Genomic DNA, 12,595 nt, shown 5'->3' with positions numbered 1-12,595 from the left:
AATACTATATTTATCAAATTTTTATTATTCTTCAACCTTCTCTTCTATAACTTTTCTAAGCATATAATCCTTACCAACTTTTACTGATAGCTTTAATTTAACTATTTGTCTAGGATGAGGAGCTGACTCTATAGCTTCTCCTTCTTCATTATACATTTCTTCAATTTTAGTGAACATAGTTTCTTTATATGGTCCCATGACCTCTATTTCATCACCAACACACATTTTATTTCTTTGCTCAACTACAACAAGACCATCTTCATCTTCTGTTTCTCTAACTATACCTATAAAATCATAGTTTCTAACATATGATGCTGACTGATAATTTTGGTCTTCTGTTGTTGGTTTATTCAAGTAAAAACCTGATGTAAAATGTCTATGGCTACCTTTTTTTAATTCTTCCATCCACATTGGATTGAATTTCCAGTTTTCTGGGTCTTTATAAAATTCATCTATTGCCATTCTGTATGCTCTTACAACAGTAGCTACATAGTATGAAGTCTTCATTCTACCTTCTATCTTTAAACTTGTTATACCAGATTTGATTAATTCTGGTATATACTCTATCATACATAAATCTTTTGAATTAAAGAAGAATGTTCCTCTTTCATCTTCATATATTGGGAAATACTCACCAGGTCTTTTTTCTTCTACTAAATGATATTGCCATCTACAAGACTGAGCACAAGAACCTTTATTTGCATCTCTTCCAGTCATATAATTACTTATTAGGCATCTTCCAGAATAAGAGATACACATAGCTCCATGCATAAATGCTTCTATATCCATGTCTAAAGGTGTCTTTGCTCTTATCTCAGATATTTCATCAAAAGATAATTCTCTTGCCACCACAACTCTTTTTATTCCATGCTCATACCAAAATTTTGCACTTAAATAGTTAGTTGTATTTGCTTGTGTACTCAAATGTATTTCCATATTTGGAATTACTTTTTTGATAACACTAAGAACTCCTGGGTCAGCTATTATGACTGCATCTATTCCTATCTCTTCTAATTCCAATAAATAATCTTCTAATTGTAGAAAATCTTCATTATGAGGTATTATATTTACTGTTACAAATACTTTTTTTCCTCTTTCATGTGCAAAAGCTACTCCTTCTGCCATATCTTCCTTACTAAAATTCTTTGCAGCAGACCTCATTCCAAAAATTTCTCCACCTATATAAACAGCATCTGCTCCATATGTTATAGCTATTTTTAATCTCTCCAAATCACCTGCTGGAGCTAAAAGTTCAACTTTATTTAATTCCATCTACGTCACCTCTTTTACTTTCTTTATAACTTAGTGCTACACCATCACCTATTGGTATTAATGATGTACTTAAATAGTCACAATTACATATATAATCTAAATAATTTCTCATTCTTTTTACTATGGTTTTCTTTCTTCTTATAACGAAATCATCATGTGCAACCATACCCTTATATAAAATATTATCAGATACTAAAAGTCCACCATCTTTTAATTTATCTATAACTAAATCAAAGAACAACTTATATTGACCTTTAGCTGCATCTATAAATATAAGGTCAAATTCACCTTGGACTTGACTAAGTTTTTCTTCTGCATCTCCTTCTAGTATAGTTATGTTATCGTCAAATCCAGCTAATTTTATATTTACTTTTGCTTTTTCTATCATTTTTTCATTTCTTTCAACAGTTATTATATCTGCATCTTTTCCTATAATAGTTGCAAAAAAAATAGAAGAATAACCAATTGCACATCCTACTTCTAAAACTCTCTTTGGCTTTTGAATCTTTAATAAGACTTTTAATAAATCTGAGACTTCTTTATGTATTATAGGAACGCTATTTTCCTCTGCATAAATTTCTAAGTCTTTTAAAAGTCCTTCTTTTTCTTTTAATGTCACTCTTATATAATCTTCAACTAAGTCATTAACTATATTACTCATAAAAACACTCCCTAAAATAATAAATATTAAAACATTGTCTTAATTTATTATTTTTTAAATTCATATTGTTATATATGTTTACACTTTCTTTATTATAAATCTAAGAATAACAATTTTCAATAAAAAAGCCCAACATTATTCTTACCCTGTTAGACTTTTTATAATCATTGTTTATTTTTTTGTATTTTCTTTATTTGTTGTTTTTGTATCTTTGTCCTGTTTATCTCTCGCTTCTTTATATTCTTTGACATATTTTAAATGGTCTTGGTAGTTTGTACTATAGTTATTCCCACCATCAATCTTAGCTACAAAATACAGATAATCAGTTTTATCTGGATATAGTGCAGCTTCAATAGATTTTATACCAGGATTTGATATTGGTGTAGGAGGTAAACCTTTATTTTTATAACTATTATATGGTGAATCAATTTTTAAATCATCATATGTTACAATTTTCTTTCTCTCTTCAAATATATATTGTATTGTCGCATCTGATTGAAGAGGCATACCTACTTTAAGTCTATTATAAAATACACTTGCTATTATTGGTCTATCTTTATCAAGTACTGCTTCTTTCTCGATTATTGAAGCCATTTCCATTACTTCTTGAAGAGTCATCTTTGATTCTTTTTGCTTATTTTTAAGCTTGTCCGTATATTTACTATCAAATACCTTTAACATTTCACTTAAAATGTCTTTTTCTGATTGTTTTTTTGAATTAAAATAATAAGTTTCTGGATATAAGAATCCTTCTAAAGAAGTTATTCCATCCTCCTTCAAGTACGCAAATTTATCATAAAATTCTTGAGGTTTTTTTATTAAATTTTCAAAAGTAGCTTTATCTCCTAAATTTTTATTCACTAACATCGCTATAACTTCTTTGGATGTAGCACCCTCTGGAACAGTAATTTTTACACCATCCTGATATATTTTACCTGAAACCAAAAGAGTTATTATATCATTATTTGAATACGATTGGTTAAGTAAATATGTTCCTGATTTTATGGATGGAGCTTTATTACTAACCTTTACCAAGAGTTTAAATAATAGTTCATTTTTTATTAATTTATTTTCATATAATATGTCAGATATCTTTCCGACAGATGCTCCACTTGGAATATCAATAATTACATCATTCTTGTTATTTTTATTATAAGGACCTATTTGCATGGATATAAACACCCCTGCTAAGATAATTAAAATAACAATTATTAATGCTGCTATTTTTAATCTATTTTCTTTAAAATTCATAATATAATCTACTCCTTATGTATATTTATCCATTTTCTATTATAAATCTAGATACTGTAATTTTCAATCATCTTGTAGAATAAACTTATTTATATATCAAAAAAATAAAAAACCTAACACTATTTTTGACATGTTAGGTCTTTTATAATCACTTTTCTAAAATTTTCTAAAACTTTTTAATTCCACACTGTGTTACGATACCATATATTAATTTATTTTTTTCTATTTTTTCATCTACAATTGAATATGAATTAACAAATCTGTCTTTTGCTAATAAAAACTTTTGTTCATCATCATAATACAAATATGCTAAAACTTCACCTTCATTTACATAATCTCCAACTTTCTTTTCTAAGACTATCCCTGCTGATAAATCCAAAATATCCGCCTTAGTCTCTCTACCTGCTCCAAGAATCATTGCTGATAAACCAACTTCTTCAGCCTTAATTTTACTTATATAACCTGATTTGTTTGATTTAACTGGATGTTTATACTTTGGTTTTTTGAATAAAGAATAATCATCTACTACATTTTTATTTCCACCTTGATTTTCTATAAATTCTTTAAGTTTCTGTATAGCACTTCCAGATTTTATAGATTCTCTTATCTTTTCAATACCATCGTCAAAATCATGCGCAACCTTTGATAAAACTAACATATATGCTCCTAATACTTCACATAGTTCAACAAGGTCTTTAGGGCCATTTCCTTTTAAAGTTTCAATTGCTTCTATAACTTCTAAAGAATTTCCTATTGCAAAACCTAAAGGTTCATCCATATCTGTTACAATCCCTATTGTATCTTTGTTCATACCAGTACCTATATCAACCATAGATTTAGCTAATTCAAAAGACTCTTCTAAAGTCTTCATAAATGCTCCATCTCCAGTTTTTACATCTAGCACAATTGCATCCGCTCCTGAGGACAATTTTTTGGACATTACACTAGATGCTATTAATGATATATTATCAACAGTTGCTGTAACATCTCTAAGTGCATATATTTTCTTATCTGCAATTGCTACCTTTGCACTTTGGCCACATACTGCTATTTTAGAGTTATTTACAGAATCAATAAACTTATTTATATCCATCTCTGTTGAAAAACCTGGTATAGACTCCAATTTATCAATAGTACCACCAGTATGACCAAGACCTCTACCAGACATTTTTGCAACTGGTGCTCCACATGAAGCAACTAAAGGTATAAGAGCTATAGTAGTCTTATCCCCAACACCACCAGTACTATGCTTATCTACCTTTACACCCTCTATATCTGATAGATTTATAATGTCACCAGAGTGCATCATTGCTTCTGTAAGATACACGGTTTCTTGTTTATTCATCTTATTTAGATAAATAGACATTAATAGTGCAGAAGCCTGATAATCGGGTATATTCCCTTTTGAATAGTTTTCTATAAAATAATGTATTTCTTCTTTACTAAGTTCTAGTTTATCTCTCTTCTTTTTTATAATATCATACATTCTCATACTTGAAATCTCCATTCTAATCTGTAATAATTTGAATAAATATTAAACTTCAAAACACTTTCAAATATTATAGTATTATAAAAAAACTGTCTTTTATTAGAAATAACTTTCTATATCAAGACAGCTTCTTATTAATTCTTTTCAAATAATACATTAACTATTTCACTATAAATCCACTCAAAATACTTATAATTTTTTTACTGTACTCTTAACTAAATTCATAAATTCTGATTTAACTTTTTGAGTAGTTTGTATTACTTCCTCATGACTTAATGGCTGATTTAAGATACCAGCAGCCATATTAGTTATACAAGATATACCAATAACACTAATATTAGAATGTGCTGCTACTATTACTTCTGGAACAGTAGACATTCCTACAGCATCAGCGCCTAATATTTGAGCCATTCTTACTTCTGCTGGTGTTTCATAGTTTGGCCCACTAAAAAACATATAAACACCTTCTTTTACATCTATATTGTATTTCTTTGCACAATCTTTGACTGTATCTATATATTTAGAAGAATATGCATCTGACATATCTGGAAATCTAGCTCCAAGTCTATCATCATTTTTACCTACTAATGGGTTACTTCCACTAAAGTTTATATGGTCTCTTATAATCATCAAATCTCCTGCTTTAAACTTTTTATTTACGCCTCCAGCAGCATTAGTTACTATAAGAGTTTCGACACCCAAAGCTTTCATAACTCTTACTGGAAAAGTAGCTTCTTTTTGAGAATATCCTTCATAGTAATGAAATCTCCCCTGCATAGCAACTACTTCTTTCCCTTCAAGCTTTCCAATAACAAGTTGTCCAGCATGTCCTTCTACTGTTGACACAGGGAAATTTGGAATTTCACTATATTTAATTGTAACAGAATCTTCTATATCATTTGCCAAATCTCCAAGTCCAGAACCTAATATCAGACCAATTTTAGGTTTTATACTAATTTTGGAATTTATAAATTTGCTACTTTGCTCTATATTTTCAAACATCCAATCCCTCCATTCTGTTAAGCTAAATTTTTTAATTTTTTATTTACCTCTTAATTTAGAATAATTCTTTTTTAAAACTTGAGCCATGTTTAGGTAATTTTACATCTAGTATATCTGCAACAGTTGCTCCAATATCAGCAAAAGTATCTCTTATTCCTAAATTAAATCCTTTTTTAACCTTATTCCCATAAATCATAACTGGTATATATTCTCTTGTATGGTCTGTACCTTTATATGTTGGGTCATTTCCATGGTCTGCATTAATTATAAGAACGTCGTCTTCTCTCATATTATCCATTATTTCTGGAAGTCTACTGTCAAACTCTTCAAGGGCCTTCTTATATCCTTCTGGGTCTCTTCTATGACCATATTTAGAATCAAAATCGACAAGATTTGAATATATCAGACCTTTATTTTCTTGCTTCATATAATTTAAAGTTTCATCTACTCCATCCATATTACTATTAGTATGGATAGCATCTGTAATCCCTTTTCCATTAAAAATATCTTCTATTTTTCCAACTGCCAAAACGTCAAGCCCTGACTCTTTTATATTATCAAGAACTGTTGGTTCAAATGGGTCTAATGAATAGTCTCTTCTGTTTGAAGTTCTAACAAATTCACCTGTTTTCTTCCCTATAAATGGTCTAGCAATTACTCTAGCAACTGCATTATCTCCCATCATTATCTCCCTAGCTATTTTACACATATTGTAAAGTTCTTCTAGTGGGATTATCTCTTCATTAGCAGCTATTTGAAATACACTATCAGCTGAAGTGTATACTATTACATCTCCAGTTTTTACTTGGTGTTCTCCATATTCATCAATTATTACAGTTCCTGAAGCTGGTTTATTTCCTATTACTTTTCTTCCAGTTTTTTGCTCAAATTCTTCTATTATTTCTTTTGAAAATCCATGTTCAAATGTTTTAAAAGGTTTGTCAACTATTATGCCAGTCATCTCCCAATGACCAGTGGTAGTATCTTTTCCTTGAGACATTTCCTTGCATTTTCCAAAACAACCTATTGGCTCTTTTATACTTTCAAAAAAATCTACACCATCTATATTTCCTATGCCTAATTTTCTCATATTAGGAATTTGTATATCTGGATATTCTTTAAATATATTTCCAAGAGTACTTACATCCTTACTGTCTCCAAATTTTTCGGCATCAGGCAACGCTCCTATCCCAACACTGTCAATTACAATCCAAATCACTCTGCTCATATAAATACTCTCCTTTTAAATTATAAAATTTGCTATACAGTCTATTTAGCCTCTGCTTTTTGTAATTCTATATCAATATCATTTCTAGGATGTTTTTCCTTTATTTCTCTTCTCACGTTTTTATCTATATGATTTAAATATACTTGAAGGCTAGATAGATTAACGTTTCCTAAAATTTTACTTACAACAGCAATGTTAGCCCCTTCATTTAACAAATGAATTGCAAATGAATGTCTAAGCATTGTAGGATTTATATTTTTATCTATATTAGCTAAATTAGAATATTTCTTTATGACTTTCCAAAGACCTTGTCGTGTAAATCTTTGACCTAATGAACTTACAAATAATGAATTTTCACCTTCTACAGCCATTTTAGGTCTTGCTTCTTTTAAATACTTCTCCAAATAAAGTTTTGTGATATCACAAAGTGGTATCACTCTTTGACTTTTACAACATGAATTACAATATATATAGTCAATATCCAAATCAACATCTTCTATGTTCATATCTACTAATTCAGACACTTTTATACCAGTCCCATATAACACTTCAAAAATAGCCTTGTCCCTAACCAACTTAGGTGTTGTTAACTTTGGAAACTTCAATAATCTTTCAATTTCTTCTTCTGTAAGTATATTTATATTTTCTTTTTTTATTTTAGGTTTTTTTATGTCCTTTGCAGGATTATTTGTGCATACATGATTTAAAAATAAGTAATCGTGAAAAGATTTTATAGAGGATATCATCCTCGCTATTGTAGCTATTGACACATTATCTTTTTCCAACTTTATTAAATAACTTATAATATCATTTTCAACTATATCTACTAGTTTAATACTTTTTTGATTTATATATTCCATATATTTTTTTATATCCATAAAGTATGATGCCACTGTATTCTCTGATAATCTTTTTTTATCTTTTATGTAATCTATATATCCCTCTATAATATCCATTATAAACTCCTTTATTTAACTAGGAACTTAATAATACCAATACTTGCAGTATTTAATATTAATTGCAACCCCAATGATAGTGCTATTATAATTATAATATTTAGTATATACCTCTTAATTAAAAATTGCATATTTTTTCTGTTGTTCTTTTTAAATTCATAAACCATCTCTTTGAAATAGCTTATACTAATTAATGTTAGTATGATTGCACATGGAATAATAATCAAATTTTTAAATAATATTATTAAAATCATTTTTACGCTTTTAAACTTTAATGCTAATATAAAACTATTTATTGTATATCCTATTGACATACCTTTTAATACAAAAACTACTATTACAGCTGGAATCGTTACTACAAATAGACTTAACAGAGCTATTGAGCCCATAAAAATTCCATCTGACTTCAAATTTTGTATAACTGTTTCTTTTATGTTTAGATTTAGATTATAATACTCTACAGCAGGATTTATATTGTTTAATATATTGTCACTAGAACCTGGCAAGATTTTATTTATGTAAGACCCAATAACAATAGACATCATAAACAATAATCCTATAATAATTATTTGTCTATTCAATTCTCTAAAATCATTTCTTCTATATGTTCTTCTCAATTTTATTCCCCCTTGTCCTTTATAAAATAATATGCTTTAGGACAAAGGGTTATTCATTTTTATAAATATTAATTTTTAAACATATCTTTTACTAATAATAATCCAATAGAAGTCTTTGCATCTTCAATCTCATTTTTTAATACCATATTATATGCCTCTTCAAGCTCAACTTCATATACATCTAAAAACTCATCTGCATCTAAATTATTCTCTCCTGGAGTAAGCCCTGTTGCTAAATATACAAACATTATCTCATTGGAAAAACCTGCTGAAGTGAAAAATTTATGTATTAATTTAATATTTTTTGCACTATACCCAGTTTCTTCTTTTAGTTCTCTCTCAGCACATTCTTTTGGACTTTCATTTTTTTCTAACTTACCAGCTGGAATTTCGAAAATTGGCTTTTCTATAGGCTTTCTAAATTGTTTAACTAGTACAATCTTGTTATCATCTGTAACTGCAACTATTCCTACTGCTCCACCAACTTCTACTAACTCCCTTTTTTGATATCCTTGCCCTGGAATTTCAACAGTATCGACCTTTAAAGTAATTACTTTACCTGTATAAACCCTATCACTACTAATAGTTTTTTCTTCTAATACCATCTTAAACCTCCATTAAGTAATATGCTGCTGTGCTTGCAGCTTTAAAAAATGCCTCATCTTGTTCATAATTTCTTCCCATACTTTTTACTTTTAGATTAAAATATTCTAAGTCCTCTTTTGTTTTATTATTATCTATATAAATTATATTATGCTTTTTATCTAAACCATTTGAGCTTACCTGTTCTTTTATAAACTTTAATTTTTCATCATCATATATAGTTATTGGTATATCTATATTTACATTTACAATCTCTTTAAATACGGTCATACTATGATGTGAAATACCTTGATGTCTTTCTCTTTTATCCGCAAAACTAATTCTTGGAATTGCTATTGCTCTTCCACCAAGTTTTTTTACAGCATCGAGAATTGGACCTTGTTCAATTCCTGTAAATCCATATTTTGTTCCTGTTCCAGCAATTCCTGGTCCCATACTTACAAATACTGCATCTGCCTTTAATATTTCTTTAGCTGTAATTAGTGCAGTATATATATTTATACATTCATAATCTCCACCAAATGCATTACCTATCGTTATAGTATTGTCTATTAATTTTTTTTCTTTTAAAGTGTCCACGTTTTTACTTAAATATATTGGAAGAGATGCCCCATCAGTCATTATATATACTAATTTTTTATTGGGATTACTTCTTTTAAATGAAGCTGCAAATGGAGTCAACATACTGTGAAGAGTTCCTACTACAACAGAAAGACCTTCTAATCCTTTAAACTTTCCAAATTCATCATGATAAATACTTTCTTGTTCTTCAATAGAATCAACTTTTATTTGGAGAGGTGTATATCTAAGTTTCATTATATGACCACCTTCAGTTAAAGTAGATTCTAAATTATTTAAATTAGTTATTACAAAATGGTATCCACCTGTACCTAAGCTCAGTTCTACTGCTGTTGTATTTAAAACTACTTCATCTCCTACATTTATAGTTCCAGATAGCTTTGGATAATTGTATGCCCTTTGCACTTCCCCATTTATATTCACTCTTATATCATCAAGCGTTTCAGTTTGGCTTACTATTGATTCAACAATCCCCACTCTTTTACTTATCATAATGTTACCTTCCTAATTTATCTATAAAATTTAATAATTTATTTTTTTCTATTATCTTAGTTAATGAGTATTTCTCAGTGAATATATGCATAATAACTACAAATATTAACCATCCCAATCTAACATTAAATGAATATCCAAAAGCAATCATAATTCCAATAGATATTCCAAGAACATTTGAACCAGTATCTCCCATCATTGCTCTTGCTTTTAAATCATAATTAAAATACGCAAGCACATTTGGCACTATAAGTAATGGAAGCACTTGAACAAAACCTGTTAATGTCAAAAATATAATCACCATTATAAATAAATATACTTTTATTGCTCTTCCTGGTCTTAAATCCAAGAGATTCATTAAGTTGGTTGATAAAGCTATTATCAGTGTGTTTATTATTATGTCAATTATATCTTTTGATATAGCAACAGAAACTATAAGTCCTACAAATCCGCCAAATAATGCTTTAAAACCTCCTGTTGTAAGACTTCCTTTAAATAAACTTTTAAAATGTCCTTTTAATCCACTTACATCTCTATTTCCAATAATATCATCTAATATCCCTGCAAAAAACATCGATATCATACCAAACATAAACATAAATATATATGTTAAATCCCTATATTCTGTAGTAAAGAAAGTAAGTATTATCCCATTAATTACAACCATAGGCAAAAAAACAATTCCCATACTTACTGGTATCATGTCTTTTTTATAGTTTGGTCTAAGTATATTTCCATTTATTAATAGATTTTTAAATAGTGGTATTACAGCATAGGTTCCAAATAATCCTGTTAATAATAAAATGGTATAAAGTATATAATCTTCCACTAAGATATTACCTCCATTCTTTCTTTTTTTGTCCTAAAACCTTTTTTATATGATAATACTGTTTTCCTCTATGAATAAACCCTTTTAAATTTCTTCCTGTTTCATTATGAGTCATATTTACTAATACTTCTTTAATTTTAAATCCATACTTTAAGATATCAATAGTCATACCAACTTCTACTCCATATCCAAAAGGTATTTCATCAAACTTTTCTAAAACTTCTCTTTTAAATATTCTTTGACCTGATAAAGTCGCATCTAACTCAACACCTGTCATCTCAAACACAGAATTTTTAGCTAAACCTTTTACAAATCCCAGACCGCCTTTTTTCTTTGCAGGAGGAAACTTAGCTATAGTAACATCAGCATCACCATTTAATATAGGTACTATTAATTTTTCAACTTCTTTAGCAGAACTTCCTAAATCTCCATCTAGAAATCCTATAATATCTGCATTTTTCATTGCTAACTTAATGCCATAATTTAAAGCATATCCTTTGCCTCTATTTTTATCTAACTTAAAAAATTTAATCTTTTCATTCTCTAATTCAGATACAACTTTAGCAGTATTATCAATTGAACCATCATCAACAACTATTATCTCGTTTATTTGTTTAATATCCACTATACTATCTAATGTATATTTTATTCTACTTTCTTCGTTATAAGCTGGTATTATTATACTTATATAAGAATCCATTTTTTCTCTCCTTAAAATTATTTCTATTTAATAGATGGCAACAATGAAGTTGCAGTATCTAATCTACCAAAGTTACCAACTATGTTTCCTTGTTGTAAAAGAATAGCTAGAGATATACTTCCTATTCCTTCATCAATATTATCTACAGTTGCAACCTTGTTTTTAGAATATAGTTCTACATAAGAAGTTTTAACTCCTGTATTTTGAACTTCTACTAAATATTTATTTTCTGATTTAAGTTTTGAAACTACAAATTTTTCTATTTTTTCAAACTGTTTTGCACTATCTTTTGCATCATTTCCACCAGCTATTACAACAGAATCATATTTTAGATATGTATTACCAAGAGAGTTAAACTTTATTACATCTAGTTCTTGAAGATATGTCAGAATATCACTTGCATCTTCTTTTTTAAGGGTATCCATTATATAATTGACAGCATCACTTGCATTTTTTATATCTGCACCTAATTTAGTTGAGATTTCTTTTAACTTTTCTGGATTTGTTATATTTTCTTTTAATACTATATTGAAGGCAATATTTCCATTAGATTTATTTATTATGTCTTCTATATTTTTTGTATAATCGTCATTTTCATTAGCTGATATTATTCCTATGCTTTTACCATTTAATGAACCAGCTAAAATCTTATCTACATTTTTATTTATAAAATTAACTGCTTCTTCATAATCCTTATTTACATTTGCTAAGTCACCATCAAGTTTATCATTTTTCTCTTTTAAAATATTAAACTTGTCATCTAAATCATTTATTATATTTGCTTGTTGTTCACTTAATTGTTGATTATTATTTAAATTAAATCCTACTAACATGCCTATACCCAAAGCTATAAATATAGCACCTATAGTGACTATATAATATTTCATATTAATATGCATATTTATCCTCCTAAAAT

The 12,595-nt window shown here is 28.3% G+C and carries 13 protein-coding genes; all 13 read right to left on the bottom strand.

Features of this window, described 5'->3' with window-relative positions:
- Nucleotides 1–24 precede the first annotated feature (24 nt).
- A complete protein-coding gene (locus Q3287_RS04660) occupies nt 25–1,272 on the bottom strand; it encodes a U32 family peptidase (protein ID WP_054269731.1) in 1,248 nt (415 codons plus the stop codon).
- Nucleotides 1,259–1,933, bottom strand: a complete 675-nt coding sequence (locus tag Q3287_RS04655; RefSeq protein WP_054269730.1) for an O-methyltransferase — start codon at nt 1,931–1,933, stop codon at nt 1,259–1,261. The genes Q3287_RS04660 and Q3287_RS04655 overlap by 14 nt, the downstream gene beginning before the upstream one ends.
- 171 nt (nt 1,934–2,104) lie before the next feature.
- Nucleotides 2,105–3,184 (bottom strand): endolytic transglycosylase MltG, encoded by a 1,080-nt coding sequence (mltG, locus tag Q3287_RS04650; protein WP_407963589.1) that lies wholly within the window; start codon nt 3,182–3,184, stop codon nt 2,105–2,107.
- Between the two features lie 166 nt (nt 3,185–3,350).
- Complete coding sequence (locus Q3287_RS04645; protein WP_054276260.1) at nt 3,351–4,676, bottom strand: pyrimidine-nucleoside phosphorylase; 1,326 nt, start codon at nt 4,674–4,676, stop codon at nt 3,351–3,353.
- A gap of 186 nt (nt 4,677–4,862) precedes the next feature.
- A complete protein-coding gene (locus Q3287_RS04640) occupies nt 4,863–5,675 on the bottom strand; it encodes a purine-nucleoside phosphorylase (RefSeq protein ID WP_407963588.1) in 813 nt (270 codons plus the stop codon).
- A gap of 55 nt (nt 5,676–5,730) precedes the next feature.
- On the bottom strand, nt 5,731–6,903 hold the full coding sequence (locus Q3287_RS04635) for a phosphopentomutase (RefSeq protein WP_407963587.1): 1,173 nt from the start codon (nt 6,901–6,903) through the stop codon (nt 5,731–5,733).
- Between the two features lie 41 nt (nt 6,904–6,944).
- Nucleotides 6,945–7,859 carry a tyrosine-type recombinase/integrase gene (locus Q3287_RS04630; protein ID WP_054269725.1) on the bottom strand — a complete coding sequence of 305 codons (915 nt, stop codon included), beginning with the start codon at nt 7,857–7,859 and terminating at the stop codon, nt 6,945–6,947.
- An 11-nt stretch (nt 7,860–7,870) separates the two neighbouring features.
- Complete coding sequence (locus tag Q3287_RS04625) at nt 7,871–8,476, bottom strand: stage II sporulation protein M (RefSeq protein ID WP_074178869.1); 606 nt, start codon at nt 8,474–8,476, stop codon at nt 7,871–7,873.
- A gap of 68 nt (nt 8,477–8,544) precedes the next feature.
- Nucleotides 8,545–9,081, bottom strand: a complete 537-nt coding sequence (locus tag Q3287_RS04620; RefSeq protein ID WP_054269723.1) for an NUDIX hydrolase — start codon at nt 9,079–9,081, stop codon at nt 8,545–8,547.
- Between the two features lies 1 nt (nt 9,082).
- Entirely contained in the window at nt 9,083–10,150 is a 1,068-nt protein-coding gene (locus tag Q3287_RS04615; RefSeq protein WP_054269722.1) for a DUF3866 family protein, read from the bottom strand.
- A gap of 4 nt (nt 10,151–10,154) precedes the next feature.
- Nucleotides 10,155–10,979: a hypothetical protein gene (locus tag Q3287_RS04610; protein WP_054269721.1), complete on the bottom strand. Its 825-nt coding sequence runs from the start codon at nt 10,977–10,979 to the stop codon at nt 10,155–10,157.
- A 7-nt stretch (nt 10,980–10,986) separates the two neighbouring features.
- Entirely contained in the window at nt 10,987–11,679 is a 693-nt protein-coding gene (locus Q3287_RS04605) for a glycosyltransferase family 2 protein (protein WP_054269720.1), read from the bottom strand.
- A 23-nt stretch (nt 11,680–11,702) separates the two neighbouring features.
- On the bottom strand, nt 11,703–12,578 hold the full coding sequence (locus Q3287_RS04600; RefSeq protein ID WP_054269719.1) for a copper transporter: 876 nt from the start codon (nt 12,576–12,578) through the stop codon (nt 11,703–11,705).
- Between the last annotated feature and the right edge of the window lie 17 nt (nt 12,579–12,595).

Origin of the sequence: Clostridioides sp. GD02404, assembly GCF_045898275.1 — a bacterium.
Taxonomy (GTDB): Bacteria; Bacillota; Clostridia; order Peptostreptococcales; family Peptostreptococcaceae; genus Clostridioides; species Clostridioides difficile_A.
Note: the sequence above shows the minus strand (reverse complement) of the source record. Positions and strands in the feature narration are given on the sequence as shown.

Excerpts from the sequence above, each read along its gene's own strand:
- Q3287_RS04655 (WP_054269730.1), bottom strand. The coding sequence starts at position 1,933 with ATGAGTAATATAGTTAATGACTTAGTTGAAGATTATATAAGAGTGACA.
- Q3287_RS04605 (WP_054269720.1), bottom strand. The coding sequence starts at position 11,679 with ATGGATTCTTATATAAGTATAATAATACCAGCTTATAACGAAGAAAGT.
- Q3287_RS04615 (WP_054269722.1), bottom strand. The coding sequence starts at position 10,150 with ATGATAAGTAAAAGAGTGGGGATTGTTGAATCAATAGTAAGCCAAACT.
- Q3287_RS04645 (WP_054276260.1), bottom strand. The coding sequence starts at position 4,676 with ATGAGAATGTATGATATTATAAAAAAGAAGAGAGATAAACTAGAACTT.
- Q3287_RS04630 (WP_054269725.1), bottom strand. The coding sequence starts at position 7,859 with ATGGATATTATAGAGGGATATATAGATTACATAAAAGATAAAAAAAGA.
- mltG (WP_407963589.1), bottom strand. The coding sequence starts at position 3,184 with ATGAATTTTAAAGAAAATAGATTAAAAATAGCAGCATTAATAATTGTT.
- Q3287_RS04635 (WP_407963587.1), bottom strand. The coding sequence starts at position 6,903 with ATGAGCAGAGTGATTTGGATTGTAATTGACAGTGTTGGGATAGGAGCG.
- Q3287_RS04640 (WP_407963588.1), bottom strand. The coding sequence starts at position 5,675 with ATGTTTGAAAATATAGAGCAAAGTAGCAAATTTATAAATTCCAAAATT.
- Q3287_RS04600 (WP_054269719.1), bottom strand. The coding sequence starts at position 12,578 with ATGCATATTAATATGAAATATTATATAGTCACTATAGGTGCTATATTT.
- Q3287_RS04660 (WP_054269731.1), bottom strand. The coding sequence starts at position 1,272 with ATGGAATTAAATAAAGTTGAACTTTTAGCTCCAGCAGGTGATTTGGAG.
- Q3287_RS04620 (WP_054269723.1), bottom strand. The coding sequence starts at position 9,081 with ATGGTATTAGAAGAAAAAACTATTAGTAGTGATAGGGTTTATACAGGT.